Annotated in this window: 29 protein-coding genes; 15 read left to right on the top strand and 14 right to left on the bottom strand. The window is 69.5% G+C overall.

The features are described from left to right. The first annotated feature begins 45 nt into the window (after positions 1-45). Positions 46-612 (top strand): CGNR zinc finger domain-containing protein, encoded by a 567-nt coding sequence (locus tag AMYAL_RS0131780; RefSeq protein ID WP_020635327.1) that lies wholly within the window; start codon positions 46-48, stop codon positions 610-612. Here the strand turns inward: AMYAL_RS0131780 and AMYAL_RS0131775 are convergent. Continuing rightward, positions 591-1,358, bottom strand: coding sequence for a class I SAM-dependent methyltransferase (locus tag AMYAL_RS0131775; protein ID WP_245193171.1), 768 nt, complete (start codon positions 1,356-1,358; stop codon positions 591-593). The two genes, AMYAL_RS0131780 and AMYAL_RS0131775, sit on opposite strands and share 22 nt — an antisense overlap. A 78-nt stretch (positions 1,359-1,436) precedes the next feature. After that, entirely contained in the window at positions 1,437-1,808 is a 372-nt protein-coding gene (locus tag AMYAL_RS0131770) for a winged helix-turn-helix transcriptional regulator (protein ID WP_020635325.1), read from the bottom strand. Positions 1,809-1,901: 93 nt separating this feature from the next. Here AMYAL_RS0131770 and AMYAL_RS0131765 point away from each other — a divergent pair, with 93 nt between their 5' ends. Continuing rightward, positions 1,902-2,741: an SDR family oxidoreductase gene (locus AMYAL_RS0131765; RefSeq protein WP_026467612.1), complete on the top strand. Its 840-nt coding sequence runs from the start codon at positions 1,902-1,904 to the stop codon at positions 2,739-2,741. A 49-nt stretch (positions 2,742-2,790) separates the two neighbouring features. Beyond that, entirely contained in the window at positions 2,791-3,630 is an 840-nt protein-coding gene (locus tag AMYAL_RS0131760; protein WP_020635323.1) for a class I SAM-dependent methyltransferase, read from the top strand. A gap of 1 nt (position 3,631) precedes the next feature. On the opposite strand, the gene AMYAL_RS0131755 is transcribed toward AMYAL_RS0131760, so the two are convergent. From AMYAL_RS0131755 to AMYAL_RS0131740, 4 genes are read right to left on the bottom strand one after another with little or no spacing between them, the layout of a single operon-like run. After that, positions 3,632-4,273 (bottom strand): class I SAM-dependent DNA methyltransferase, encoded by a 642-nt coding sequence (locus tag AMYAL_RS0131755; RefSeq protein WP_020635322.1) that lies wholly within the window; start codon positions 4,271-4,273, stop codon positions 3,632-3,634. Between the two features lie 10 nt (positions 4,274-4,283). Then, the gene (locus AMYAL_RS0131750; protein ID WP_020635321.1) at positions 4,284-5,042 is read right to left on the bottom strand and encodes a putative protein N(5)-glutamine methyltransferase; all 759 of its coding nucleotides are present in this window, start codon (positions 5,040-5,042) and stop codon (positions 4,284-4,286) included. Next, a complete protein-coding gene (locus AMYAL_RS0131745) occupies positions 5,039-5,806 on the bottom strand; it encodes an NAD(P)-binding domain-containing protein (RefSeq protein WP_020635320.1) in 768 nt (255 codons plus the stop codon). The genes AMYAL_RS0131750 and AMYAL_RS0131745 overlap by 4 nt, the downstream gene beginning before the upstream one ends. A 10-nt stretch (positions 5,807-5,816) precedes the next feature. Further along, a complete protein-coding gene (locus AMYAL_RS0131740; protein ID WP_020635319.1) occupies positions 5,817-6,344 on the bottom strand; it encodes a DinB family protein in 528 nt (175 codons plus the stop codon). 129 nt (positions 6,345-6,473) lie between these two features. Between AMYAL_RS0131740 and AMYAL_RS0131735 the strand changes: the two genes are divergently transcribed. From AMYAL_RS0131735 to AMYAL_RS0131715, 5 genes are all read left to right on the top strand, one after another. Beyond that, positions 6,474-7,010: an RNA polymerase sigma factor gene (locus AMYAL_RS0131735; protein WP_020635318.1), complete on the top strand. Its 537-nt coding sequence runs from the start codon at positions 6,474-6,476 to the stop codon at positions 7,008-7,010. A gap of 11 nt (positions 7,011-7,021) precedes the next feature. Further along, positions 7,022-7,474, top strand: a complete 453-nt coding sequence (locus AMYAL_RS0131730) for a peroxiredoxin family protein (protein ID WP_020635317.1) — start codon at positions 7,022-7,024, stop codon at positions 7,472-7,474. A gap of 32 nt (positions 7,475-7,506) precedes the next feature. Further along, a complete protein-coding gene (locus AMYAL_RS0131725; RefSeq protein ID WP_020635316.1) occupies positions 7,507-8,112 on the top strand; it encodes a TetR/AcrR family transcriptional regulator in 606 nt (201 codons plus the stop codon). After that, complete coding sequence (locus tag AMYAL_RS0131720; RefSeq protein ID WP_020635315.1) at positions 8,096-9,715, top strand: acyl-CoA dehydrogenase family protein; 1,620 nt, start codon at positions 8,096-8,098, stop codon at positions 9,713-9,715. Before AMYAL_RS0131725 ends, AMYAL_RS0131720 begins: the two co-directional genes overlap by 17 nt. 138 nt (positions 9,716-9,853) lie before the next feature. Next, complete coding sequence (locus tag AMYAL_RS0131715; protein WP_051137574.1) at positions 9,854-10,279, top strand: hypothetical protein; 426 nt, start codon at positions 9,854-9,856, stop codon at positions 10,277-10,279. Between the two features lie 4 nt (positions 10,280-10,283). Here AMYAL_RS0131715 and AMYAL_RS0131710 read toward each other — a convergent pair whose 3' ends face one another. Beyond that, complete coding sequence (locus AMYAL_RS0131710) at positions 10,284-11,444, bottom strand: 4-hydroxybenzoate 3-monooxygenase (RefSeq protein WP_020635313.1); 1,161 nt, start codon at positions 11,442-11,444, stop codon at positions 10,284-10,286. Positions 11,445-11,497: 53 nt separating this feature from the next. Between AMYAL_RS0131710 and AMYAL_RS0131705 the strand changes: the two genes are divergently transcribed. Both AMYAL_RS0131705 and AMYAL_RS0131700 read left to right on the top strand, forming a co-directional pair. Continuing rightward, positions 11,498-12,262 carry an AraC family transcriptional regulator gene (locus tag AMYAL_RS0131705; RefSeq protein ID WP_020635312.1) on the top strand — a complete coding sequence of 255 codons (765 nt, stop codon included), beginning with the start codon at positions 11,498-11,500 and terminating at the stop codon, positions 12,260-12,262. 10 nt (positions 12,263-12,272) lie between these two features. Continuing rightward, positions 12,273-12,920 carry a DUF4865 family protein gene (locus AMYAL_RS0131700; RefSeq protein WP_039795899.1) on the top strand — a complete coding sequence of 216 codons (648 nt, stop codon included), beginning with the start codon at positions 12,273-12,275 and terminating at the stop codon, positions 12,918-12,920. On the opposite strand, the gene AMYAL_RS0131695 is transcribed toward AMYAL_RS0131700, so the two are convergent. Further along, positions 12,857-14,017 carry an SWIM zinc finger family protein gene (locus AMYAL_RS0131695; protein WP_020635310.1) on the bottom strand — a complete coding sequence of 387 codons (1,161 nt, stop codon included), beginning with the start codon at positions 14,015-14,017 and terminating at the stop codon, positions 12,857-12,859. The genes AMYAL_RS0131700 and AMYAL_RS0131695 overlap by 64 nt on opposite strands. Then, positions 14,014-16,731, bottom strand: coding sequence for a DEAD/DEAH box helicase (locus tag AMYAL_RS0131690; RefSeq protein WP_020635309.1), 2,718 nt, complete (start codon positions 16,729-16,731; stop codon positions 14,014-14,016). The genes AMYAL_RS0131695 and AMYAL_RS0131690 overlap by 4 nt, the downstream gene beginning before the upstream one ends. A gap of 68 nt (positions 16,732-16,799) precedes the next feature. Between AMYAL_RS0131690 and AMYAL_RS0131685 the strand changes: the two genes are divergently transcribed. Further along, complete coding sequence (locus AMYAL_RS0131685) at positions 16,800-17,591, top strand: TetR/AcrR family transcriptional regulator (protein ID WP_020635308.1); 792 nt, start codon at positions 16,800-16,802, stop codon at positions 17,589-17,591. A gap of 245 nt (positions 17,592-17,836) precedes the next feature. On the opposite strand, the gene AMYAL_RS46520 is transcribed toward AMYAL_RS0131685, so the two are convergent. Further along, complete coding sequence (locus AMYAL_RS46520) at positions 17,837-18,778, bottom strand: hypothetical protein (protein ID WP_039794456.1); 942 nt, start codon at positions 18,776-18,778, stop codon at positions 17,837-17,839. Between the two features lie 41 nt (positions 18,779-18,819). Here AMYAL_RS46520 and AMYAL_RS0131665 point away from each other — a divergent pair, with 41 nt between their 5' ends. The 3 genes from AMYAL_RS0131665 (at position 18,820) to AMYAL_RS0131655 (ending at position 22,027) form a co-directional block, all read left to right on the top strand. Further along, entirely contained in the window at positions 18,820-19,953 is a 1,134-nt protein-coding gene (locus AMYAL_RS0131665) for a glycosyltransferase (protein ID WP_020635304.1), read from the top strand. Next, entirely contained in the window at positions 19,950-21,182 is a 1,233-nt protein-coding gene (locus AMYAL_RS0131660) for an RNA polymerase sigma factor (RefSeq protein WP_020635303.1), read from the top strand. Before AMYAL_RS0131665 ends, AMYAL_RS0131660 begins: the two co-directional genes overlap by 4 nt. 71 nt (positions 21,183-21,253) lie before the next feature. Next, positions 21,254-22,027, top strand: coding sequence for an alpha/beta fold hydrolase (locus AMYAL_RS0131655; protein ID WP_026467609.1), 774 nt, complete (start codon positions 21,254-21,256; stop codon positions 22,025-22,027). Between the two features lie 58 nt (positions 22,028-22,085). Here AMYAL_RS0131655 and AMYAL_RS0131650 read toward each other — a convergent pair whose 3' ends face one another. Beyond that, a complete protein-coding gene (locus AMYAL_RS0131650) occupies positions 22,086-22,577 on the bottom strand; it encodes an anthrone oxygenase family protein (protein WP_020635301.1) in 492 nt (163 codons plus the stop codon). 32 nt (positions 22,578-22,609) lie between these two features. Continuing rightward, complete coding sequence (locus AMYAL_RS0131645) at positions 22,610-23,437, bottom strand: Rossmann-fold NAD(P)-binding domain-containing protein (RefSeq protein WP_020635300.1); 828 nt, start codon at positions 23,435-23,437, stop codon at positions 22,610-22,612. An 81-nt stretch (positions 23,438-23,518) separates the two neighbouring features. Here AMYAL_RS0131645 and AMYAL_RS0131640 point away from each other — a divergent pair, with 81 nt between their 5' ends. Continuing rightward, entirely contained in the window at positions 23,519-24,457 is a 939-nt protein-coding gene (locus AMYAL_RS0131640) for an AraC family transcriptional regulator (protein ID WP_020635299.1), read from the top strand. Here AMYAL_RS0131640 and AMYAL_RS0131635 read toward each other — a convergent pair. Both AMYAL_RS0131635 and AMYAL_RS0131630 read right to left on the bottom strand, forming a co-directional pair. Then, positions 24,436-25,389 (bottom strand): helix-turn-helix transcriptional regulator, encoded by a 954-nt coding sequence (locus tag AMYAL_RS0131635; RefSeq protein ID WP_020635298.1) that lies wholly within the window; start codon positions 25,387-25,389, stop codon positions 24,436-24,438. The genes AMYAL_RS0131640 and AMYAL_RS0131635 overlap by 22 nt on opposite strands. A gap of 53 nt (positions 25,390-25,442) precedes the next feature. Next, positions 25,443-26,246 carry a pentapeptide repeat-containing protein gene (locus AMYAL_RS0131630; RefSeq protein ID WP_020635297.1) on the bottom strand — a complete coding sequence of 268 codons (804 nt, stop codon included), beginning with the start codon at positions 26,244-26,246 and terminating at the stop codon, positions 25,443-25,445. Positions 26,247-26,420 lie beyond the last annotated feature (174 nt).

The raw sequence follows: 26,420 nt of genomic DNA, 5'->3' as shown, positions 1-26,420 counted from the left end.
TCTAACACGTCGCGAGGTCAGGGTGCAACCGGCTAAGGTGGTTCCATGGCTGCTGGGTTTCCTGATTTCCGCCTCGGTAGCGTGCTGGCGACCAGCTTCACGGCGACGTTGACGGAGCGCTGCGGCGAGGCCCTCGAGCGCATACCCACGCCGCAGAGGCTCGTCGACTGGCTGGCGGTGAGCGGTCTCGCCGTGGACTCCTGCACCACGGCTCAGCTCGAACTGGCTCGGGAGCTGAGGGAATCGATTCACGCGGCCGCGACCGCGGCGGCGATCCACGACGCTCCCCCGGCGTCCGCTGTCCGGATCATCAATGACCGCAGCATCCAGGGTCGGGCCGCGGCTGTACTGACACCCGAGGGCACTCGTGAGTGGCGTCTGAGTTCGGCGTCCTGCGTGGAAGACGCCCTTGGTGTGATCGCCGCCGACGCGATCAGCGTGATCTCCGGCGAGCGAGACGGAAAGCTGGCCTTGTGCGCCTCGCCGACGTGCCAGGCCGCGTTTTTCGACACCAGTCAGAGCCGCACGCGTAAATGGTGCGATATGGGTACTTGCGGGAATCGTCAGAAGAAGGCGCGCTTCAACGCCAATCAGCGCGAGAACCCCAGTTGAGACAGGCTTGTGTCGGCAATGTGGACGTTCATCGTGCAGGGAACCCTGCCGTCGGCGTCGGCCAGCTTCGCTGCCTGTGTCAGGAATTCCGCTTCGAGCGAGCGTACGACCGCAGGGTCGAGTGGCATGAAGTTGTAGATCATCGAGAGGCGTGACCACACCTGTTCCGCGGTGCCGCCGAGGTCGATGGGTTCGGTGTCCCAGGCGATGGGTGAGAAGCCGGCGGGGACGAGAATCTCGTCGATGCCATCCCGGTGCAGGGTGCGCTTGTCGCCCAGTGGGGGAATCTGCTGTTCCGGCGGGGCGCCGTCGAACGCCGGGCGGATCAGTTTCTGGAACAGCTCGTAGCTTCCGCTTCCGCCTGCTTGGCCGCTGCTGACGATCAGCGCCAGGTGTCCACCGGGAGCCAGGACCCTGGCCAGTTCGGCGGCGACCTGGTCGATGTCGGGCATCAGCATGAAGGCCATGTGGGAGACGCACGCGTCGAAGCTGTCGTCGGCAAAAGGCAGTTCCTGTGCTCGTCCTGTCGTCAGCGGCACGCCGCGGAGTGAGGGGCGCTGACGCGCGAGAGCAAGGTCGGCGCTTGAGAGGTCGACTCCGGCGGCCTGGTGGCCGCTCTTGACGAGCAGGTCGAGAAGGAAGCCGTCACCACAGCCAAGGTCGAGTACCCGGACGTGTCCTGAGACGTGATCTCTGAGGATTTCGTAGCTCGACCGCCCGTCGGGTGCGCGGCCGTGGCTCATCATCCTCGACGTCGCTGCCGGATGCCGGGCGTGGAATTCGCGCAGGAAAGCCTCTTGAGCCGTTGTGGTCACGATCCCCCGTCATTCCTCGTCGCGTGATCCGAGCCGTTGGGTGATCCGGTCGAACAGCTCCCCCAGCGGCTCGCCGACGTCCTTGCCGAATTCGGTCAGCCCGTAGGTGACCTGGGGTGGTGTGGTCGGTTCGACGCGCCGCCAGATCAGGCCGTCCTGGACCAGTGCGCGCAGGGATTGGGCGAGCATCTTCTCGCTGATGCCCCGGATGCTCTCGCGTAGCTCGTAGAACCGGAGATCGTTGCCCTGCAAGGAGATCAGTACCCAGATTCCCCAGCGGCTGGTGACGTGATCGACGACGTCACGGGCGGGGCAGTCGGTGTGAAACACCTCATACCGCGTCTCGGTGCCGGCTTGGGTGAACTGCGCGCCTTCTGCCACGTCGGGAGCTTACCTCAAGGTATGTGCTTACGAAAAGTAAGCCCGGCTTCTAGCGTCGTGACCCACAGAGGACATCGGATGAAGGAGCTGTTCATGATCGTGGTGACCGGGGCTACCGGGAACATCGGCCGGCCGTTGACCGAGGCGCTCGTCGAGGCGGGCGAGCAGGTGACGACGGTGTCGCGGCACGCGGCGGCGGCACCGGAGGGCGGTCGGCATGTAGTGGCGGATCTGGCGGAACCTGCCGGCCTCGAGCCCGCTTTGGACGGGGCGAAGGCGTTGTTCCTGCTGCTTTCCGGTGATCTGCACGCCACCGGCGCCAATCCGGCCGACATCATCGACCGGGCGGCGGCGAGCGGGGTTCGCCGGGTCGTCCTGCTATCCACGCTGGGTGTGGCGACGAGGCCGTTCGGCACGACGCGGATCGCGATGCGCGAACTGGAGGACGTGGTGAAGGAGTCCGGTTTGGACTGGGCGATTCTGCGGCCGGGCGGGTTCGCCTCCAACGCTTTGTGGTGGGCGGAGTCCGTGCGCTCGCGGCAGGTGGTCGCCGCGCCGTTCGGTGACACCGGGGTTCCGATCATCGATCCGGCGGACATCGGGGAGGTCGCGGCGGCTTGCCTGGTGGACGATCGGCATCGCGGTGAGGTGTACGAACTGACCGGTCCGACGGTGATCACGCCGCGCGAGCAGGCAGCGGCTCTCGCTGACGTGCTGGGTTCTCCGGTGCGTTTCCAGGAGCTCACCCGTGCCGAGGCCAAGGCGGGGATGGTCCAGAGCATGCCGGCGGAGCTTGCGGACGACACCTTGGACATCATCAGCTCGCCGACTCCGGCCGAGCTGCGGGTGAGTTCGGACGTGGAGCGGGTGCTCGGTCGTGCGCCGCGGTCGTTCGCCGAGTGGGCTGCCAGGAATGTCGCTGCCTTCCGCTGACGAGGCACGCTAGGGTCGTCCCTGGAAATCGAGCCGGGGGGTCACCGAGATGTCCGAGACCACCGCTGTGCGCGTCGATCCGTCCAACGAACGGATGTTGAAGGCGTGGAACGGCGACGAAGGCGCGCTGTGGGCGAAGCGCGCGCAGCGGTTCAACGACGGTGTCGCCGCGTACCGTGACGTCTTCTTCTCCGCGGCCGACATCCAGGCGGGCGATCGTGTCCTTGATGTCGGTTGCGGGGCCGGTCAGACGACGCGGGACGCGGCGCAGTTCGCCACCGAGGGGTCCGCGCTGGGTGTGGACCTTTCCGGGGAGATGCTCGGCCTCGCCCGGCGGCTCGCTGATGAGGAACGTGTTCCCAACGTCTCGTTCGAGCAGGTGGACGCTCAGGTTCACGCGTTTCCCGAAGCGGGCCTCGACGTGGTGATCAGCAGGCATGGATCGATGTTCTTCGGTAGTCCCCTGGCCGCGTTCTCCAACCTCGCTCGGGCGACGCGACCAGGGGGCCGTCTGGTGCTGTTGACGTGGCAGCCGTTGCGGCTCAACGAGTGGATCACGACGTTCCGGACGATCTTCGCGGCCGGTCGTGAGGTTCCGTCGGTGAATCTCGCGCTCAGCGATCCTGCGGAAACCGAGGGGCTGCTGACGTCCGCCGGGTACGCCGATGTCCGGTGCACCGCGGTGAACAAGCCGATGTACTTCGGTCAGGACGTCGAGGACGCGGCCGATTTCATCGTCGAGCAGCACGGCGGGCGGTTGAGCGACCTGGACGACGCCACCCGCGCGAAGGCCGTCGAAACGTTGCGCGCCGATCTTGCCGAGCACCAGACCGACCGAGGCGTTTTCTACGGCTCGGCGGCCTGGCTCGTCGAGGCCCGGCGTCCTTGACCTACGGCTTGCGGGCGATCAGGTAGGCCTGCGGGCTGGACTCGAACTCTCCGGACGGCTCACGGACAAGCTTGGAGAGCACACTGAACCCGGCCTCCCCCAGCTGTTCGGCGATCTTCTCCGGTGAGAGCCGGTACGCGTCGCAGGTGATGTCGTGCCCGTACGCGTGCTCGATGTGGCGTACTTCGTCGCCGACCTGGAACGCGACCATCAGGTGGCCGCCTGTGGCGAGGACGCGGTGGAAGTCGGCGAAGATCTCCGGCAGGCGTTCGCGTGGGGTGTGGATGATCGAGTACCACGCGACGACGCCGGCCAGCGCACCGTCCTCAAAGGACAAACCGGGCATCTCCCCGATCTGGAAGTCCAGGTGCGGGTACCACTTCCGCGCGACGGCGACCATCTCCGGCGAGAGGTCGATGCCGCGGATGTCGAGCCCGAGGCCGTGGAGGTAGTCGGTGATACGGCCGGGGCCGCAGCCGATTTCGGCGACGCGTCCGCCGCCGGCGGCCTGGACCAGTTCGGCGTACGCGCCGAGCATGGCGCGGTCCCAGGTGGATCCGGCGAGGTGGTCGCGGAGGAGTTCGGCGTAGTCGGCCGCGACGGTGTTGTAAGCGGTGCGGGTGATGTCGAGGTAGTCGGTCACGGCGGGCACCTTAGTGGCGGGCTCCGACAACAATCGTCGCGTACAGGTCGTCATCGGTGCTCACTTCGGGCTTCAAATCGTTGTGCGCCATGGCTTCCGCGGTGTTCGCGGATTGGGTTTCGCCGGTTTCGATCAGCAGGTGACCGCCGGGAGCGAGCCACTGGAGAGCTTCGGCGGCGACGCGGCGGTGGACGTCGACGCCGTCATGGCCACCGTCGAGTGCGACGCGGGGTTCGTGGTCGCGTGCTTCGGGCGGCATCATCGCGATGGCGTCGGTGGGGACGTAGGGGGCGTTGACGACGAGGAGGTCGACGCGGCCCCGCAGTGAGGCGGGAAGGGGTGCGTAGAGGTCGCCTTCGAAGACCTCTCCCCCGGCGTTGGCGACGTTGATCCGGGCGCAGCGGACGGCGGCGGGTTCGATGTCGGCCGCGTAGAGCTGTATTCCGGGGAGCTCGGTGGCGATGGCGGCGCCGAGCGCGCCGGTGCCGCAACAGAGGTCGAGGACGACCGCTCCTGGTCCGGCGAGGGCGACGGCGTGCCGGACGAGGAGTTCGGAGCGTTGGCGTGGCACGAAGACGCCGGGTTCGACGGTGATGCGGAGTCCGTGGAATTCGGCCCAGCCGAGGATGACTTCGAGTGGTTCGCCGTCGACGCGGCGCCGGATCATGGTGTCGAGTTCGGCGGGTGTGCGGGCTTCGGCGCTGAGCAGCCGGGCTTCGTCTTCGGCGAAGACGCACCCGGCCGCCCGGAGCCTGGCGACGACGGTCACTGGTCGCGCAGCCTGGCGAGGATCTCGTCGAGGGCCTGGCGGACGGTGTCGGGGACGCCGTTGGTGCGCAGGTCGGTGAGGAAGTGTTCGTTGAGCCCGCCGGGGGTCATGTGCTTGCCGGTGAGGGTTTCGAGGGAGCCGCTCTGCTGGAGCAGGGATTGGCCGAGCTGTCCGAAGATGTGGCTGGTGAAGGCGGTCGCCGTGGTGTCCTCGATGCCTTGGTCGGTCATCCAGGCGGCGATGGTGCCGAGGTAGTCGAGGTGGGCGGCGAAGGTGGCCGTGGCGCCGCTGAAGATGTCGAGGTCTTTCTCGGCGGCGGGGACGACGCTGCCGCCGATGCTGTCGAAGAGGGTGCGGGCTTCGGGGTTGTCGGGGTACATGGCGGTGAGGCTCTGGCGTCGGGCGGCCGGGGGCAGCGGGATGCTCCGGACGACTTCGCGGGCGGGGGCGGCCCAGTCGCGCAGCTGGTCTAGGGAGACGCCGGCGAGGGCGCTGATCAGGACGTGGTCGGGCCGGAAGGTGAGTGCCTGGAGGACTTCCTGGGCGATCGGCGTGCGGACGGCGAGGACGATCGTCGTGGCGCTGTCGACGACGGCTTGGTTGCTGTCGCGGACTTCGACGTTGGCGAAGCGGGCGGAGAGTTCTTGCCCGACGCTGCGGCTGCGGGGTGAGAGGTAGATCGAGGGCGGGTCGGCGATGTCCTTGCTGAGGCCTTCGACGATGGCGGCGGTGATCTCCCCGGCGCCGATGAATCCGTATTCCATGGTCACTCTCCTAGGCTCCGGTGTGGCCGTCGACGCGTTCGCGGATGAGGTCGGCGTGGCCGTTGTGGCGGGCGTATTCGCCGATCATGTGGACGTAGAGCATGCGGAGCGAGAACGGGTCGCCGCCGAGGTCGAAGGTGTCGTCGAGGGAGCCTCCGGCGGCGGCTTCGTCGGCGAGACGGATCTCTTCGAGGAGGGTGTCGTAGGCCTCTTCGGCCTGATCGGCGTCAAGGGCTTCGAAGTCGTGGTCTTTGCCGAGGGCCGGGTCGTAGAGGGGCCCGATGTCCTGTGCGGCGTAGTGCAGCCGGAACCAGATGCGTTCGACCTTGGCCAGGTGCCGGATGAGGCCGAGGAGGGTGAGGTTCGAGGGCGGGACCGATGCCGTGGCGAGCTGTTCTCCGGTGAGGCCGGCGAGTTTGTGGAGGAAGGTGCTGCGGTGCCAGTCCAGCAGGGAGGGCAGGAGAACGCGTTCGTCGGCGGCGGTGTCGCCGGACGGACGTGTCACCTCGGGGGCGGTCCATGTCATGACGGCGATCATGCCATCGGGTGAAGTGGGCTTGTGGTGGACGGGACGTGAGCGGGGTCACCGAGCGTGGGTTGAATCCTTTCGTGTGGGTCGTGGCTCTTGTAAGGGCCGGGACAAGCCCGGCGTGAGAAGGAGGTCGTCGTGGAGTCCGAGTGGCCGAGGGAGTCTTTGGTCGCGGCGGCGCAGGGTGGGGACGCGGACGCCATCGCCGCCTTGGTCTCGGGTTCCCATCCGCATGTGCAGCGGTTCGCTCGCTCGTTGTGTGCTTCGCCGGAGGACGCGGAGGATTCGGCGCAGGAGGCGTTGATCATCCTGTACCGCAAGATCGGCACTTTGCGGGCGACCGGCGCGCTCGCGTCGTGGATGTTCCGGATCGTGCGCAACGAGTGTCTCCGCCGTGCGAAGCGGGCGTTGCGCGGGGACGATCTGGCGGCTTCCGGTGCGATGGTCTCGGCGGAGGACGACGCCTTGGAGCGGCTGGAGGCGCGGCGGGTGGCGGCGGCGATCGCCGGGTTGCCCGCCGATCAGCGTCGCGTCTTGATCATGCGTGACATCCAGGGGTATCCGGGCCGGGCGGTCGCGGACGCGCTCGGGCTGAGCCCGGCCGCGATGAAGTCCCGGCTGCACCGGGCGCGGGCGACGGTCCGGGCCTTTCTCACCGATCCCGATGTCTGTTGAGGAGTTCGTTCATGCTCGAAATCGGATCCACCGTCCCTGACCTGGTCCTGGAGGACACCGCCGGGAAGGCCGTCCGGCTTTCGGACTTCCGCGGCAATGTGCTGGTCTACTTCATGCGTTCGACCACGTGTCCTGTCTGCACCGGGCATGTGAAGGATCTCGCGCGGCGGGCCGGGGAGCTGGCGGCCGCCGATGTGCGGGTGCTGATCGCCGTCCCCGAGGGCCGGGCCGAAGCCGCCGCGTGGCGGGCGAAGCGCGGGTTGTCGCTTCAGGTGGTCACCGGCCGTGGTGGCACCCCGCATGAGGCTTTCGGGCTGGCGAAGAAGATGTTGCAGCAGTCAGGGAGCGTGCTGATCGACCGCGAGGGAGTGGTCCGCCACGCGCATGCGGCGACCATGCCGACCGGCGCCTATGACAAGAAAGGCATCGCCGAGGCGGTCGCGGGGCTTGCTCGGGTGCGTTGACTGAAGGTGTGAATCAGTGCTTCACTTCTTGGGTGCCGTACCGACGTACACCGAAGGTCCAGGAGCGCCTCGACGCCCAGCGTGACGCCCTTCTCGCCGCCGCCATCGAGCAGCTCGCCGAGCGCGGGTACGCGGGTTGCTCGGTGTCGGCGGTGGCGGAGCGGGCCGGGGTGGCCGTGGGAAGCGTGTACCGCCACTTCCCCACCAAGGCCGCGCTGGTCGTGGAGTTGTTCCGGAAGGTCGTCACCCGTGAGGTCGAGGCGGTGCGCACGGTGTCGGAGCGGCCGGGGACACCGGCCGAGCGGGTCGTGGCGGTCTTCGACACCTTCGCGAACCGTGCGTTGAAGACCCCGCGGATGGCGTACGCGCTGCTCGCGGAGCCTGTCGACGCGCCGATCGAGGCCGAGCGGCTGGTGTTCCGGCGCGCGTTCCGTGACGTCGTGGCCCAGCACGTGGCCGACGGTGTCCGGTCCGGGGTGTTCCCCGCCCAGGACGCCGAGGTCACCGCGGCGGCGCTTGTCGGCGCGGCTGCCGAGGTGCTGATCGGCCCGTTGACCACCGGCAGTGCGGACGAGGTGTCCGGGCTGCGCACTTTCGTCCTGCGTTCTTTGGGAGGTTCCGATGCCGGTCACTCATGAGGTCACCAACCAGGTGCCGCCGCTGGCGGAGTACGACGTCGCCGCCGATCCGGCCCTGCTGGAGGGTCTGGAGCGGGCGGGCGCCGGCTGGGCGGTGGCGGAGGTGCACGCGCTCGGCAGGCTGGCCGGGAGCGAGCAGGCCCAGGAATGGGGCAGGCTGGCCAACGAGAACGAGCCGGTGCTGCAGACGCACGACCGGGTCGGGAACCGGATCGACGAGGTCGAGTTCCATCCGTACTGGCACGAGCTGATGGACGTCGCGGTGTCCTACGGGCTGCACGCGACGCCGTGGCGGGATTCCCGGCCGGGTGCGCACGCGGCGCGGGCGGCGAAGATGTACGTGTGGAGTCAGGTCGACGCCGGGCACACGTGCCCGATTTCGATGACGTACGCGGCGGTTCCGGCGTTGCGGTTCAATCCCGAGCTGTCCGAGCGGTACGAGCCGTTGCTGGCGGCGACGGAGTACGACTTCGGGCTGCGTGAGCCGAGCACGAAGCGCGGGCTGATCGCCGGGATGTCGATGACGGAGAAGCAGGGCGGTTCCGACGTCCGGGCGAACACGACCACGGCACGGCCGCTCGGTGACGGCAGCTACGTGATCGTCGGGCACAAGTGGTTCACCTCGGCGCCGATGTCGGACATGTTCCTGACCCTGGCCCAGGCGCCGGGTGGCCTGTCGTGCTTCCTGCTCCCCCGTGTCCTGCCGGACGGCTCGCGCAACGGGATCCGGTTGCAGCGGCTGAAGGACAAACTGGGCAACCGGTCCAACGCGTCGTCGGAGATCGAGTACGACGACGCGATCGGCTGGCTGGTCGGCGAGGAGGGCCGCGGGGTGCGCACCATCATCGAGATGGTGAACAACACCCGGCTGGACTGCGCGGTCGGGAGCGCGTCGGGGATGCGGTACGGCGCCGTGCGGGCCATCCACCACGCGCGGCATCGTCGCGCGTTCGGCGCGGCCCTGGCGGATCAGCCGCTGATGGGCAATGTGCTGGCGGACCTCGTCGTGGAGTCCGAGGCGGCGACGACGGTCGGGATGCGGCTGGCGGCGGCCACCGACCGGCCGGGTGACGAGCAGGAGCAGGCGTTCCGGCGGCTGGGGCTGGCGGTGACGAAGTACTGGGTGTGCAAGCGTGGTCCGTCGCATGCGGTGGAAGCGCTGGAGTGCCTGGGCGGCAACGGGTACGTCGAGGAGTCGGGGATGCCTCGGCTCTACCGCGAGGCTCCGCTGATGTCGATCTGGGAGGGTTCCGGCAACGTGGCGGCGCTGGACGCGTTGCGGGCGATGGCCAAGCAGCCGGAGTCGGTGGCGGCGTACTTCGCCGAGGTCGAGCAGGCGGCGGGTGCCGACGCCCGGCTGGACGACGCGGCGGCGAGGCTGCGCAAGGAGCTGTCCGATCTGTCGGACATCGAGTACCGCGCGCGGCGGCTGGTCGAATCGATGGCGCTGGTGCTGCAGGGTTCGTTGCTGGTGCGGCACGGGACACCGGCGGTGGCCGACGCGTTCTGCGCGTCGCGGCTGGGCGGAGACTGGGGCGTCGCGTTCGGGACGCTTCCGTCCGGTGTGGACACCAGGGCGATCATCGCCCGCGCCGAAGTCTGAGCGGGACACCTTCTTCCCACGCTCAGTACCTGCCTGACCACGTGCAGCGCCGGGCAGGCGCGGTGCACGGCGAACAGCCGCAGGATTGCGGAATTCGGGGGCATCCAAGGGCTCGCGTGTCGGCTACGTTCCTCGGTCATGGTCGATCGCCGAAGATGCCTGGTCCTGGTTCCTCTTGCGCTGCTCGCCTCCGGTTGCGCGTCGGCCACTCCAGCGCCGATCTTCGCCGCGGCAAGTCCGTCCACGGAGAGCGCCCCGATGATGGACGCGGCGGTCCCGTCCGGCTCACCGTTCGTCGCGGTGGACGGACGGGACCTGAGGGCCTGCGCCGACGGGGAGTGCGAGGTGCTGGTGCGAACCGGAGACCAGATCCCCAACGACGGCGGAGCCGGGCCGCTCGCGGTGACGGTCCAGGCCGGGAAGGTGGGTCTCGCGCCCGCTTCCGGCGGGATGGGCGGGGCGGTGTCCGGTCCACCAGGGATGGTCCATCAGATCAACCGGCAGGTGATCGTCGTCGTCGCGGTTCAGGGCGGCGAAGGCATCATCCGGCTCAGCAAGAAATAGCGGATCAGGCCAGGCCGGCGACGAACTCGCTGAGCAGCCGGTTCGCCGTGCCGGAGGTGTAGAGGCGCTCGAAGTCCGCGCGGGCGACCCGATGGTGGAATTCTCCTCGATCGCCCGGATCCCCGGCGTCGTGGACGGTGTTGGTGAACCACGTCGCGAAGGCCTGGTAGTTCCACACGTCGTTCAGGCGGGTGTCGGAGTAGGCGTCGAGCAGGCCCGGATCGTCGTTCTTGTAGTAGTGGACGAGGGCGTCGGCGAACGCGTCGGCGTCGTACAGGGCGAGATTCATGCCTTTCGCGCTCATCGGCGGGACGATGTGGGCGGCGTCGCCGAGCAGGTGGAGCCTGCCGTGACTCATCGGGCTGAGGACCTCGCTCCTCAGTGGTACCAGCTGTTTCTCGACGATCGCGCCCTTCGTGGTGATCGGTTCGCCGAACCTCGTACCGAGTTCGCTCCAGATCCGTTCGTCCGGCCAGTCTTCGGTGGTGTCGTTGAGCGGGCACTGGAGGTAGAACCGGCTCGCTTGTGGCCCGCGGCCGAACTGGGCCGCGAATCCACGCCGGTGGATCGCCATCAAGGTCTGCTGGTGGGCGGGCACCTCGGCGAGGATGACCAGCCACGCGTAGCCGTACTCGTGGGTGTGGCGGGTGATCCGGTCCTCGGGGACGGCGGCGCGGGTCACGCCGTGGCTGCCGTCGCATCCGGCGATGAAGTCGCCTTCGATGATCGACCCGTCGCCGAGCCGGACGCGGGGGTTTTCGTGGTCCTCCACGGTCACTTCGGTGTCGAACCGCAGGTCGCCTCCCTCCTGCCGGAACCCGCTGATGAGGTTCCGGACCAGAACCTGCTGCGGGCAGAACCGGCCTTCCCGGTGTTCCTCGACGGAGAGTCCCAAGGGCCGGGGCTGTCCGTCGACGCGGAAGCCGAGGTTCGGCTCCGTGGGTACCCCGTCGCCGACGCGGTCTTCGAGGCCCCGTTTCCGGAATGCGCGGGTCGCTCTGGTGTCGATGACCCCGGCGCGTTGCCGGTGCTCGACGTACTCGCGGCTGCGTCGTTCGAAGACGACACAGCCGATTCCCTCGCGCAGCAGGAAGTTGCCGAGCGCGAGGCCGGAGACACCTGCTCCGATGATCAGCACGGGTTTGGTCTCTTTCACGGTGGACATGGTTCGAGTTTCACCGAGTTCGAGGTGTCCTACTACCGGTATTCTGACTAACCATGCTGGAATTCCGCCGAGGCCTGCAGCCGGGTGACACCGGCCGGGGATCACTGGTCCACGGGCAGATGGTCGGGCCGCACACCCATGTCCGAGGTCAGCTGCTCTACCCGTCCACCGGCGCGCTCGCGACCACCACCGAGCGGGGGACCTGGGTCGCGCCGGCGAACCGGATCACCTGGACGCCGCCCGGCTTCGAGCATTCCCATCGGGCGTACGGCGAGACCGACGTCAGGCGGATCGATCTGCCCATCCGGTTCTGCCGCTTCCTGCCCGCGCTGCCGTCGGTCTTCGCGGTGACACCGCTGCTGCGCGAGGCACTCCTGGCGCTCAGCGACGGGCGGACTCGCGAATCAGGATCCCGCCACCGGCTCCGCGGCCTGATCATCGACGAACTCGTCGACGCCCCGCAGCAGGAGCTGTACCTGCCCGAGCCTGCCGACGACAGGCTGCGGACGGTGACCTCGCTGCTGCACGCCGACCCGTCGAGCTCCGCGACGTTGCGCGAACTCGGGCGGAGCGCCGGCGCCAGCGAACGCGTGCTCAGCAGGCTGTTCCACGACGAGCTCGGCGTGAGCTTCCGGCAGTGGCGGAGCATGCTCCGCGTCCAGCACGCCCTCGTCCTCCTTGGGGACGGGCACGCGGTGACCACGGTGTCATCCAGGCTGGGCTGGGCGAATCCCACCAGCTTCATCGAGGCCTTCGTCGCCGTCGTCGGAGAGACTCCCGGCCGCTATCAGGCCGGACTCCGACGCTGTACCTACTAGTATGTACGACATGCATGCGATGCAGTACGAGATCACCCTCCCCGCCGACTACGACATGGGCATCATCCGCGAACGCGTCGCCACCCGCGGACATCTGCTCGACGATTTCGGCGGTCTGGGGCTGAAGGTGTACGGGATCCGTGAGCGCGGCGTCGACGGCTCGACGCTGAACCAGTACTCGCCCTTCTACCTGTGGCACGACGAGGCCGGGATGAACGCCTTCCTGTTCGGCGGCCCGTTCAGCGGCATCGTCGACTCGTTCGGACGTCCCGTCGTGCAGCACTGGACCGTGCTCGGGTTCGAGGAAGGACCCGCGTTCGGCACTCCCCCTGTCACGGCGGGAAAACACGTCGTCTCGATCCCCGCCGAGACCGACCCGGTCGCCTTCCTGGGCGAGACCCTCGACGGGCTCCGCGAGCATTTGCGGCAGGACGGCGCGCATTCGGGCGCGTTGGCCGTCGACCCGCGGACCTGGCAGGTGGTGCGCTACAGCCTGTGGGCCGGTGAGGCACCGGAATCCGACGAGGTCCGGTACCGGATCCTCCACCTGTCCTCGCCGCACCTGGACGAGCTGCGGCGAGGACAGCAGTGGGATCAGCCGATCAGCGCGGCGAACAGCACTCCGGGGTCGGCTTCGGGCGGGCCGGCTGGCCACTGATCCCGGTACGGGTACCAGAGCCCGTCCTTGCCCAGCCGCACCTGCACGCCTGTGCCATGGACGGTGCACCGGTTGCGCTCGACGTCCAGGCCCTCGCCGGGATCGTCCACCACCTCGGTGAAAGCGGCCCGCGCCCGGCCCATCGCCTGCGGCGGCGGTGTCCACGCGGTCTCCAGCACGTCGAGACCGGCCCGGCCACCATGCCGCCAGGCGAGTACCGCGCGGTCGAAGTCCGCGCCGTTCTCGTCCGGTCGCAGCCGGTCGGAGGTCTCCGGACAGGTGGCGGCGAGGCGGACGGCGTCCTGCTTGCGGGTGAGCTTCGGTTGCGACGCCAGCAGCGCGGTGGCCGCCTGACTCGCGTTGGCGGCCAGCAGCGCGAAGGTCTCCGCCGGGATGCCGGGCGCTTCCGGCACCGTCGGGCCACCCGCGGGCACGAACGCGGCGAGGTCCGGCAAAGGGCCCGGCTCGTCGGCGTAGGCCCGCTCCGCCGGGATGTCGTCGTCCCCGGTGCGCACGAACCGAGGCGCGTTGCGGTGCTGCAACTCGTCGAGGAGTTCCCGTTCCCCCTTGCCGCGCATCAGCAGCAACACGAAGGGATCCGCGTCGAGCAGCCACGAGGCCTGGAACGACAACGCCGCGGCGTGACGGCACGGCAGCTCCCAGCCGGGACAGTCGCAGTCCGGATCGAGGTCACCGATCACGGGCAGCAGATACACCCCGGCGTCGTCGGCGGCCTCGACGAGGTCGTGCGGCATGTCCCGGTCCAGTAGCGCGGCGAGATGCCCCGCGCGGGAGGCGACCCGGTCCAGGAACCGGTCCCATTCGTCACCGGTCAGTTCCGCGAGACGGACCTCGGTCCGGTACTGGCCCTCCTCGTCGTCGACCACGGCGGCGATCCGCCCAGGGCTGACCGTGATCGGACCGACCCGGCCCGCCGCGGCGTACTTGCGGCCCTGTTTGAGCTGCCGCAAGTCCAGCGCGGTGTCCTCCATCGCGCTGATCCACGCCCGGCCCCACCAGGAGCGGGCGAACTGGCCGTGCCCGCCCTGGCGCCCGAAAGCGGGGAAGCCACGGACGCGATCGTCAGGCGTACTCATCGGCGGCTCCTCAGCTCGACCAGATCGGCCAGCTCCGCGTCGGTCAATTCGGTCAAGGCGGCCTCGCCGCCGGCGAGCACCGCGTCGGCGAGCGCGCGTTTCTCCCGCAGCATCGCCGCGATCCGGTCCTCGACCGTGCCCTCGGCGATGAGCCGGTGCACCTGCACCGGCCTGGTCTGCCCGATCCGGTACGCGCGGTCGGTGGCCTGATCCTCCACCGCCGGGTTCCACCAGCGGTCGTAGTGCACGACGTGATCGGCGCGGGTCAGGTTCAGCCCGGTCCCCGCCGCCTTGAGCGACAGCAGGAACACCGGCACCTCACCGGCCTGGAACCGGCGCACGAGATCCTCGCGCTTGGGCACCGGCGTGCCGCCGTGCAGCAGCTGCGTGCCGATCCCGCGCTGCGCGAGATGCCGTTCCAGCAGCCGCGCCATGGCGACGTACTGGGTGAACACCAGCACCGCGCCGTCCTCGGCGAGGATCGTGCCCAGGAGTTCGTCGAGCAGTTCGAGCTTGCCGGACCGGCCGTCCAGCACCGCGTCCGCCGGTTCCTTGAGGTACTGCGCCGGATGGTTGCAGATCTGCTTGAGCCCGGTGAGCAGCTTGACGATCCGGCCCCGGCGCGCGATGCCCTCGCTGCCGGCGATCTCCGCCATCAGCTCGCGCACCGTCGCCTCGTACAGGGCGGCCTGCTCGGCGGTGAGCGTCACCGGGCGGTCCGTCTCGGTCTTGGCAGGCAGCTCCGGCGCGATCCCCGGATCCGATTTGCGGCGGCGCAACAGGAACGGGCGGACCAGCCGGGACAGCCGCTCCGCCGCGTCGGGGTCCTTTCCGGACTCGACCGGTTTCGCCCACACCCGGCGGAAGTCCGCCATGCTGCCGAGCAAGCCGGGTGTCGTCCAGTCCAGGATCGCCCACAGCTCGGAGAGATTGTTCTCCACCGGGGTGCCCGTCAACGCCACCCGCGCCGACGACGTCAGCGTCCGCAACGCCTTCGCCGTGCCGGAGCGATGGTTCTTGACGTGCTGGGCCTCGTCCGCGACCAGCAGTCCCCAGTGGACTCCTCCCAGCGGCTCCGGGTCGACGCGCAGCGTGCCGTAGGTCGTGAGCACGAAGCCGTCGCCGAGTTCGTCCAGTGAACGCTCGGTGCCGTGGAACCGCCGCACCGGGACGCCGGGGGCGAACCGGGTGATCTCGCGTTCCCAGTTGCCCAGCAGCGAGGCCGGGCAGACGACCAGGGTCGGGCCGTCCGCGCGATGCAGATGGAGCGAGATCAGCGTGATCGTCTTGCCGAGGCCCATGTCGTCGGCGAGGCAGCCGCCGAGCCCGATCGACGTCATCGCGGTGAGCCACTGCAGACCGCGCAGCTGATAGTCGCGCAGCGTCGCGGCGAGAGCGCGTGGCGGGGCCTGTGGTTCGGGAGGCGCGAGCAGCCGCTCCCGTAGCGCGGCGAGCCAGCCGTCGGTGAGGACGTCGACGCGTTCGCCGTCGACCTCCGCCGTCCCGCTCAGGGCGGCGCCGAGCGCGTCGATCGGCGTCAGCGGTTTCAGGGCGCGATCCCGTGCCTTTGCCGCCAGCGCCGGATCGACCAGCACCCACTGATCACGCAGCCGCACGACGGGACGGTGCGCCTCGGCCAGCGCGTCCATCTCCGAGGCCGTGAGCGGTGCGCCGCCCAGAGCCAGCTGCCAGTCGAACTGCAGCAGCGAGCCGCCTGCGAAGAAGGAGGGGAGGTCGTCCGGGGGCGCGTCACCCCCGCCGACGACGGCTTTCGCGCTCAGGTCGCGGACGAGATCGGCGGGCCAGTGGACGTCGATGCCCGCCGTGGCCAGCAGGGGCGCGGCGGTGGTGAGCAGCTCGACGATGTCGGTGTCGCCGAGCCCGACCTCGTCGGGGACCGCGGCGCCGAGCAGAGGTTCCAGCGGTGGCCACAGCTGGGCGGCACGGCGCAGGGCCAGCATCACGTCGATCCGGGCCCTCGGGCCGAACCGGTCGTCACCCGACCAGAGCGCGGCGGCGTCGATCAGGACACCGGGGTCGGCGAGGCTGTGCACCTGGACGACCCCGCTGAAACGGCCGATGGTGAAGTCGTCGCCGGGCGCCTCGATCCGTACCGAGACCCGGACCCCGGAGTCCAGCCCGGCCGCGACCTCGGCGGCCCAGTCCCGTAGCTGCGGGACCCGGTGCGCGGGCGGAGCGGCGAAGGCCTTGACTCTGGTCGCCTGCGCGGCAGCGGGTGTGCGGGGCAGGGTGTCGGCCACCGCGTCGAGAAACGCGCGCAGCAGCGGATACCGCGCGGGAAGCAGATTCCCGTCACCGGGGATCGCCCGTGCGCGTGCCGGCATCGCCTCGGACAGCTCGCGCAGCCAAGCCGCGTCAGCGGGTTCCAAGGGGCCCGCGCGCCAGGCGTCCACATCGGACTCCGTGAGCCCTGGAAGCAACCGGCCCGCCTCGGCGAGCTTCAACGCCGCGGTGGCCGCCGTGCTCCAGAAACGCGCGGAGGGATCATCGCTCTCACGGAGCCGCAGCAGCGCGGGGAGCGCCTCGGCCATCGGGAGCCGTACGCAGGGCACCGTGGCGAGCTCGGGGAGGGCGACTGTCACCTCCCCGGTCCCCGGCGTATCCCCCTCGGCGTTCCAGAAGACGAATCCGCTGGTCCGAGGCGGGTTCTTCGGTTCGAAAACGACACTGCCGAAACCGTCGTGAGACGTCACTCAGCCCCAATCTCTGTACGGTGTACAGTTCAGGATAACACAACTCTGTACAGTGTAGAGAGAACGTGATGACGGACGCGGACCACACCGGAACGGGCGATCCACGGCGGACCATCGAACTGCTCTGGGGTGTGCGGGAGAAACCCCGCCGCGGCCCCAAACCCAAGCTCACCGTCGAGGAGATCGTCACCGCCGCGATCGAAATCGCCGACACCGAGGGCATCACCGCGCTGTCGGTGCGCCGGGGCGCGGAGAAGCTCGGCGTCTCCCCCATGACGATCTACACCTACATCCCCAGCCGCGCCGAACTGCTCGACCTGATGATGGACCGGGTCCACGGCGAGCTGACCGATCCGCCGGAGAGCCACGACTGGCGGGTCACGATGACGATCCTCGCCGAGGACGCCTGGGAGATGTACCACCGGCATCCATGGCTGCTGCAGCTCACCACCGGCCGTCTCCCCCTCGGCCCGCACACCTTCGCCAAACACGAGCGCGAACTGGCCGCCGTCGACGCGATCGGGCTCACCGATCTGGAGATGGACGCCGTCGTGGCCATGGTCAACGGCTTCGTCCAGGGCATCGCGCGGGGTTCGGTCGAGTCGGCGAGTCTCGTGCGCCGGTCCGGGCTGACGGACATGGAGTGGTGGACGGCCAGCGCGCCGGTGCTCGCGGAGATCCCTGAAGCCGACGCGGGACTGTTCCCGCTGGCAGCGCGGATCGGACAGGCAGCGGGGGAAGCGCACGGTGCGGCGAGCGCGCCGTTGCACACCTTCCGGTTCGGGCTGGCGCGGATCCTGGACGGGGTCGAGCAACTGGTCGGCGGCTCGGACGCCTCCGGAGCCGAACTGCCCTTGTGAGCGGCAAGGACGGTTCTATTGAGAGGTAAGGCAAACGTGTCGTGCTCGACCGCTGGCGTATCTGCCGGCTTCGGGTGTCGTGAAAGCCCGCATCGGGTCGGGGGGCTGGTGGCCGGCGACGTTGCGAAAGCCACTTTCGCAACGTTGAAGGTTGCGAAAGTGGCTTTCGCACCACCCGAAGCCGGCACGCCGATGAGCGAGCACGACAGCTTCGCCTTGCCCCTCAGTGGAACGGTCCTTGCCGCTCAGGAGGCCGGCGGGCGGGCGAGGTCGGCCAGCTGCCGGACGACGTCGTCGTACCGCGCCTGATCCGCGACCGCCCGCGCCTGCGCACGCTCCAGTTCCTCGCCCAGCGCCGTCGCCCGCGCTTCGGCCAGGACGCGGGCGGCGCGCTCCCGCGCCAGATCGGCCTGCAGGCCGGCACAGTCCTTTTCGGACACCGTCATCCGCGCCTTCGCCTCGTCGAACCGGTCCAGCAGGGCTTCGCGTTCGGCCGCCGCCCGCACCAGAGCCGTGTCCCGCTCACCCAGATCTGCCGCCAGACGGGCCTTTTCCTCCTTGACGGCCGCGAAATCCTCACGCAGTGTCCGAAGGTCGGAGGTCAGGGCGTCGCGGTCGCGTTCGGCCGCCACGGTCGCGGCTTCCGCGGCGCCCCGTGCGCGTTCGTGGGCGGCGATCTCGGCCCACGAACGTCGGCGGGTCTCCTCCGCGTCCTTCAGGGCCTGCTCGGCGGCGCGTTCCGCCGTGGCCTTGGCCGTCTTGTCGTCCCGTGACGCGGTGAGCGCGGTCGCCCGCGCCGTGTCCGCCTTCGCCGCGGCCTGCTGAGCGTCCTCCGCCTCGCGCCTGGCCGTGGCCGCCTCGGTCTCGGCTTCGGTGACCCGGCCCAGCGCCGCCTCGTCGGCGTCGTCGAACCGCGACCGCATCGCGCCCAGCAACTCCACGAGCGACGCCGCCGTCGGGGTGAACTCGTCGGCGATCCGGCGCACTTCGAGGAGCGGATCCGCCACGCTCGCCACCGCGGCCGCCCGCCGGGCCCGCGACGCCGCATCGGCATGCGCCTTGCCGCAGTAGGCCGAGGGGCGACCGCCTTTGCGTTTCCCTTCGGCGTCCACCGCGGGCGGGGGCAGAGGATTGTCGCAGCCTTCCAGCGCGCACAGCCGGACCTCGTCGGCGTCCGTATCGATCACCGCAGCAGGGTAGCGCCGGTCCCACCGATAGGGTCGATCGTGTGCGTCTCCTGTTTACCTTCGCCGGCGGCAACGGTCACTTCCGGCCGCTCGTCCCCCTCGCCCGCGCCCTCGCCGCCGCAGGTCACACGATCGCGTTCACCGGCGAGCCGATGATGGTCCCGATCGTCGAGGCGGCCGGTTTCACCGCGTTCCCGTCGGGACCGGACCTCGGCAGTGACGGCAAGCGTCGCCCGTTGCTGCCCGTCGACCGTGAGCGTGAGGACGCCGACCTCCGTGACGGTTTCGTCCGCCGCACCGCACCCCGGCGCGCGGCCGACGTCCTTGCGCTCTGCGCGGACTGGGCACCGGATCTGCTCGTCTGCGACGAGGCCGACCTCGGGGCGATGATCGCCGCCGAGAAGCTCGGACTCCCCCACGCGACGGTCCTGGTCACCGCCGCCGGTGCCCTCATCCGCCCCGACCTCGTCGACGACGCGCTCAACGAGGTCCGGGCCGTCCACGGGCTCGCCCCGCAGCGGAACCTGGAGTCGGCCTACCGGCATCTCGTGCTCTCCCCGTTCCCCGCGAGCTTCCGCGATCCCCGCTTCCCGCTGCCGCCGACCGCGCGGTCCTTCCACATCCCGGTTCCCGGCCCCGGCACGGCGCCGGACTGGCACGTCGAAGGCCGCCCGGCGCTCTACTTCACCCTCGGCACCATCTTCAACACCGAATCCGGTGACCTGTTCGCCCGTGTGCTGGCCGGGCTGAGAGACGTCGACGCGACCTGTGTCGTCACCGTCGGGAACCTCATCGACCCCGCGGAGTTCGGCAGGCAGCCGGACCACATCCACCTCGCGAAATACCTGCCGCAGGACGATGTCCTCCCGTACTGCGACGCGGCCGTCACCCACGGCGGGTCGGGCAGCCTGCTGGGCACGATCAGCCACGGACTGCCGATGGTGCTGCTGCCGATGGGCGCCGACCAGCCCCACAACGGCGATCGTGTCACGGAACTCGGGCTCGGCACCGTCCTCGACGTCATCCACGCGACCCCGGCGGACATCCGTGACGCGGTGTCCTCGGTGCTCGGGGAACCGTCCTACCGGGAAGCGGCCGCGCGGTTGCGCGACGAGGTCACCGCGTACCCGCCGCCGGAGAAGATCGTTCCGCTCCTGGAAGGGCTCCTCCGGTGACCACCGAACTCGACGCGGCGATCACACAGGCGTTCCGCGAAGAGTCGGGTCAGGTCATCGCCACGCTGATCCGGGTCACCGGCGACTGGGACCTCGCCGAGGAGTGCGCCCAGGAGGCGTTCGCGCTCGCGCTGCACACCTGGCCCCGCGACGGTGTCCCGGCGAAACCCGGCGCCTGGCTGACCACGACCGCGCGCAATCGCGCCACCGACCGGATCCGGCGAGAGGCCGTCGGCGCGGAGAAACTGCGGGAAGCCGCCGAGCTGACCGCGGCCGCCGAACCGGAGTGGGACGAGAGCGGTGTCCACGACGACCGGCTCCGGCTGATCTTCACCTGCTGCCATCCCGCACTGCCGATGGAAGGTCAGGTCGCGCTCGCGCTGCGGACCCTGGCCGGGCTCACCACCGCCGAGATCGCCCGCGCCTTCCTCGTTTCCGAGGCGACGATGTCGCAGCGCCTGGTCCGGGTGAAACGGAAGATCCGCACCGCGGGAATCCCGTACCGGGTGCCACCGTCGGCTCTGCTGCCCGAACGCACGGCCGCGGTGCTGGGGATGCTGTACCTGCTGTTCAACGAGGGGTACTCGGCCAGCGCCGGCACCGATCTGCTGCGCACCGACCTTTCCGCGGAGGCCATCCGGCTCGCCCGGATCCTCGCCGGGCTGATGCCCGGTGAACCGGAGGTCCTCGGTCTGCTGGCGCTGCTGCTCCTGCACAACGCCCGCCGTGCCACACGGGTCGACGACGAAGGCACGCTGGTCTCGCTCGAAGACCAGGACCGCGCCCGCTGGAACACCGCCGAGATCGCCGAGGGCACCGAGTTGCTGGAGACCGCGCTCCACCGCGGAGCCCCTGGGCAGTATCAGATCCAGGCCGCCATCGCCGCCTGTCACGCGACGGCGGCCCTCGCGTCCGACACCGACTGGGCACAGATCGCCGCGCTCTACGGGGAGCTGCTGCGTTTCGTGCCCTCGCCGGTCGTCGAGTTGAACCGGGCGGTCGCCGTCGCCATGGCCGAAGGGCCCGAGGCCGGACTCGAACTGGCCGACAAGCTCACCGCGGACGGCAGTCTCCCCGGCTACCACCTGCTTCCCGCGACCCGCGCGGACCTGCTCCGGCGTCTCGACCGGTTCGGCGAGGCCGCCGAGGCCTACCGCGAGGCGCTCACGCTGGCAGGCACCGACGCCGAGCGCGCCTATCTGTCGGGAAAGCTCGCCGAAATCTCCTGACATCGGCTGTCTGTCCGCGGGGACGCCGTTCGTCGGTGGGCGACAGGTACCGAAAAGGAAAGGGGCTTCTCATGCCCATGCTCGACGTCCCCGGCGCCCGGCTCCACCACACCGTCACCGGCAGCGGGCCGGTCCTGCTGTGCATTCCCGGCGGGGCCGCGGACTCCGGCATGTTCGCCCCGATCACGGGGCCGCTCGCGGAGCACTACACGGTGATCACCTACGACCCGCGCGGGATCTCCCGCAGCATCCTCGACGATCCCGATGAGAAACAACGAGTCGAGGTCCACGCTGACGACGCGCTGCGCCTGCTCGACAGTGTGAGCGAGGAACCCGCGGTGATCTTCGCGTCCAGCGGTGGGTGCATGCAGGCGTTCGACCTCGTCACCCGCCGGCCGGGACGGGTGCGGACGCTCTTCGCGCACGAACCGCCGCTGACGTATCTGCTGGACGGGCAGCCCGACATCGATCCCGACGAGCTGCTGCACATCCACCGGGAGCACGGCATCGAGGCGGCGGTGGCGAAGTTCATGGCCGAGGCCGGTTTCGAGGCGGGCGAAGGTGCTCTCTCGCCGGAGATGCGGAAGAACATGGAGTTTTTCGTCGTGCATCTGATGAAGATCATCGGGGGCTTCCGGCCCGACTACGAGGCGCTGAAGGCCTCCGGGACGCGGATCGTCGTCGGTGTCGGGGAGACCTCGGCCGGGCAGCCCGCGCACGAGGCCGCTGTCCTCGCCGCCGGTCGCCTGGGGGTCGAGCCGGCCTATTTCCCCGGTGACCACGGCGGTTTCGCCTCGGAGGCCGCGGCGTTCGCTCCGTTGCTCCGGAAGACTCTCGACGGCTGACCCCGGATGTCAGGAAAGGGTCGTTCAGGACGAAGAACGCCCCTTTCCTGACGGCAGGTCAGGCGCGGGCGTGCACGATCAGCCCGCCGACCAGAGCACCGAAGCCGCCGATCGCCGCCAGTGTCCGGACCAGGTTCCACCGCTCCCAGACACCCTCGAACTTCGACCGCAGCGCCTCGAAGTCGGTGCTGTCGCCGTTGAAGCCTGCCTCGAGCGCGTTGTTCAGCGGCACGTTGATCGCCATGGTCACGATCAGCATCACCAGCAGCAGGACGAATCCCACGATGATCCACGGCAGCGCGGACCGTAGTTCCGAGCGGAAGTGCAGCGCCGCAGCCGCCGCGGCGAGCAACGGCGCGCCACCGAAGCTGAGTGCGAACCAGCCGTTGAGGATCGCGATGTTGATCTCCCGCATCCCCGTCACGTACGTCCGGGCGTCGGCCCGCGCCAGCCCCGGCATGACCGAGCACGTGTAGGCATAGAACAGGCCGGCGATCAATCCCGCCGCGATGACGGCCGCGATCAGGACGATCTCGCTCAGCGTCGACATTCCGGTCGTCTCCCTTCTCGTTACAGCTTGTTTCATCGATTCCAGACCCCAGTGGCCGCAGCCTTCGCTGCGTAGTCGGAGAAGTCCCTCGCGGGCCTGCCCAGCACCTTCTCGACGTCATCGGTGAGTGATTCGTTCCGACCGTCGAGGACTCGCGCGAACAGGTCGGTCAGTCCTTCGATCTCCTCTTCCGGCACACCCTGTTCGGCCGCCCCCGCAGCGAACTCCGCTGCGGAAACCGGAATGTACTGGACATCTCGCCCCGAAGCCTTGCCGATTTCGGCCGCCGCGTCCGCGAAACTCAGCAACCGAGATCCCGTCAGCTCGTAGACCCGGCCGTTGTGCCCGTCGGTGGTCAGCGCGGTCACCACGACGTCGACGATGTCCTCGACATCGATGAACGGTTCGGTCACCTGCCCGGCGGGCAGCACGATCTCGCCGGCGAGGACGGGTTCCAGCAGGAAGTGCTCGCTGAAGTTCTGCGCGAACCAGCTGGCCCGCACGACCGTCCATTCGGCACCGGAGTCCCGCACGCCCTGTTCGCTGACCACGGCCTCCTCCTCGCCGCGGCCCGACAGCAGGACCAGCCGCCGGACGCCGTGGTCCACCGCCAGCTTCGAGAAGTCGCGGATCGCCTCGGCAGCGCCGGGGAAGGCCAGGTCGGGGTAGTAGGTCACGTAGGCCGCGCTGATCCCGGTGACCGCGGCGGTCCAGGTCGAGCGGTCGTTCCAGTCGAACCCCGGCCGCGACGCCTTCCGGACCTCGATACCCTGCTCGCTCAGCCGCTGCGCCACCCGGCTCCCGGTCTTGCCGGTGGCGCCGAGGACCAGGACCGTCTCGTTGTTCTTCGTCTCTGTCATGCCTCTAGTCAAGCGCCTCAGCATGAGACGAAACATAGTTCAGAGGCTCTTTTCCATGTTTCATCGTCTACACTCTGCGGCATGGATCCTCTCGCCGGTCTGCTCGACGGACCCCGCGCCCGCAGTGCGTTCCTGCTGAAGTCGGTCATGACCCCGCCGTGGTCGCTGCGCATCGAGGACGAGGCGCCGCTGACGGTGATGGCGCAGGTCCGCGGCGATTCCTGGGTCGTTCCCGAGCACGGGGACGCCGTCCGCCTCGGCACCGGCGACATCGCCATCGCCCGCGGCCCGGACCCGTATCTCGTCGCGGACGACCCGGCCACCCCGCCGCAGGCGATGATCCTGCCCGGACAGGAATGCCTGACCCCGGACGGACAGCACCTCACCGAGCTGTCCGATCTCGGCGTCCGCACCTGGGGCAGCGACCCGGACGGCCCCGTCGTGCTGCTCACCGGCACCTATCCGCTGGAAGGCGAGGTCAGCAAACGGCTGTTGAACGCGCTGCCGCCGCTGGTGGTCGTGCGCAACGACGAGTGGGAGAACCCGCTCGTGCCGCTGCTCGCCGGGGAGATCGTCAAGGACACGCCGGGCCAGGAAGCCGTGCTGGACCGGGTGCTCGATCTGCTCCTGGTCGCCGCGCTGCGGACCTGGTTCGACCGGCCCGGCGCCGAGGCACCCGCCTGGTATCGAGCGCACCGTGACCCCGTCGTCGGACGGGCACTGAAACTGTTGCAGCACAAGCCTTCCGAGCCATGGACCGTGGCAAGTCTCGCGGCCGACACCGGGGTCTCCCGCGCCGCGTTCGCCCGCCGGTTCACCGCCGCGGTGGGCGAACCGCCGATGACGTACCTCGCGAGCTGGCGGATCGCGCTCGCCGCGGATCTCCTGCGCCAGCATCCCGACGTCACGATCGGCGCGGTCGCCAGGCAGGTCGGCTACGGCAGTTCGTTCGCGCTCAGCACCGCGTTCAAACGCGAGCACGGCGTCAGCCCGCAGGGTTACCGCACCGGCGTCGCGTAGCGCTCGACCAGTTCCGCGCCGATCCGCGCGAGTTCCGCCTGCACCGACGGCGGCCCCAGCACCTCGATCATCGAGCCCCAGCCCGCGAGCTGCCGGGCGATCATCCACGCCACCGGCGCCGACACCGTCACCCGCACCCGCCCGTCGTCGAGTGTCTCCTCGACGTGCGCCTGCCGTCCGAAGTGGTCCTGGAGGATCGGCAGCTGCCGTTCGGCGATGAGCACGGTCGCGTCCAGCCCCGAACGACGTCGTTCGACCTGATCGACCACCTGCTCCCACGCCCTCGACAGCTCGAAGTCGCCCGGCCGCCCGGCGGGCAGGTCGGTCACCTCGACATCGGACATGCGATCGGTCCTGAAGGTGCGCTGTCCCTTCTCGGTTCCCGCGATGAGGTACCAGACGTCGTCCTTGTCCACGAGCCCCCACGGATCCACGACCCGCTCGACCGGTTCCGCGTCCTTCTTCGTATAGCCGAAGCGGACTTTGCGGCGTCGCACGATCCCGGCCTGGAGCACGGTGAGCGGTTCGGGCCGGTCCTTCTCCCGCTCACCCCACCGCGACGGATCGATGACGACCGCGTCGGCGGCGGCCAGGGCATCGGCCCGGAAAGTGTCCGGCAGCGCCCGGACCAGCTTCCGCAGCGCGGATTTGACCTCGGGCGAGATCGACGCCGCCGGGCCCGCGAGCAGGAACAATGCCTGCGCCTCCGAGGCCGACAGTCCACTGAGGTCGGTCCGGGCGCCGCCGATCAGTGACCATCCGCCGCCACGGCCGGGCTGCGGATACACCGGAACACCCGCCGCAGACAGCGCCTCGAGGTCACGCCGGGCCGTGGCCACCGAGATCTCGAGTTCGTCCGCCAGTTCGGCGGCCGTGACACGGCCGCGGGCCTGCATCAGCAGAAGGGTGGCCACCAGGCGATCCGCACGCATGTGCCCAGTCTCGCAGCCAAACCGCTCACCCCATGCGCACTTTGTGCACGCGGCTACCAGTGGGCAGGAGCGGACAGGGACTCGGGCAGGGTCGTCGTCGCGTCCCCCTTGGCCGCGTCCAGCTGCGACTGGATGAGGAACAGGGCGTCACGAAGGTCCGCGCCGCGGATGTCGGCGTCCCGCAGATCCGCCCCGATGACGTCCGCCTGCCGGAGATCGGCCCCCCGCAGGTCCGCGCCGATCAGGTACGCCCCGCGAAGAAGCGCACCGCGCAGGTTCGCCCCCTTGAGCTTCGCGCCGATGAGGTCGGCACCTCGCCGGTCCTTCTTCTTGCCCGGCACGACGGCTCGGGCGAGTTCGCTCGCGCGCAGCAGCAGGCCGTTCACCGCGCCCCGGTGCGTATGGACGTCCGTTTTCCGCAGTACGCCGGGCGTTTCCAGCGTCATCCGCTCGGTCCGGTCGATCATCTCGGCGAGGTGTTCACGGATCGTCGCGGACGTCGGCAGCGCAGCCGCCTCGGTGAGGTAGTAGAGCAGCTCCTGCAGATCCCGCATGACCGGGAAGACCGCGAACATCGTTTTCGCCGTCTTCGGCGCTTTCCGCCAGTCTTCGCCGTCGAAGGTGACCTGGGAAACCTTCTGGCCCGCGCCGAAGCAGTCATAGACCGTGCAGCCGGTGAAGCCCTTCGTGCGGAGCTTGTCGTGAATGCCGCACCGGGAGTCCTCACGCAGGTTCGGGCACGCCTTGCCCGCCGGCTTGGTGATCGCGAAATCGGCTGACGCCGCGAAGGCGGGGACGACGCAGCACAGGCCGAAGCAGTTCTCGCAGTCGGCTCGCAGGCTGGAAAGGGCTGGCACGGTGGTTCGGGCTCCCGGTTGCTCGGCAGGTGTTCCGTGCACAGGGTACGGAGGGGCCGGGGTGCACTTTCCGTGCAGGGCACCCGCCGCCAATGGCCGCCAGACGAAGGTCGGGTCCTGCCCCATTCAGTCGATATCGGACATGCCGAACGCTCCATAACCTCGATCCCCATG

The sequence above is a fragment of the Amycolatopsis alba DSM 44262 genome (assembly GCF_000384215.1).
Classification (GTDB): domain Bacteria; phylum Actinomycetota; class Actinomycetes; order Mycobacteriales; family Pseudonocardiaceae; genus Amycolatopsis; species Amycolatopsis alba.
Note: the sequence above shows the minus strand (reverse complement) of the source record. Positions and strands in the feature narration are given on the sequence as shown.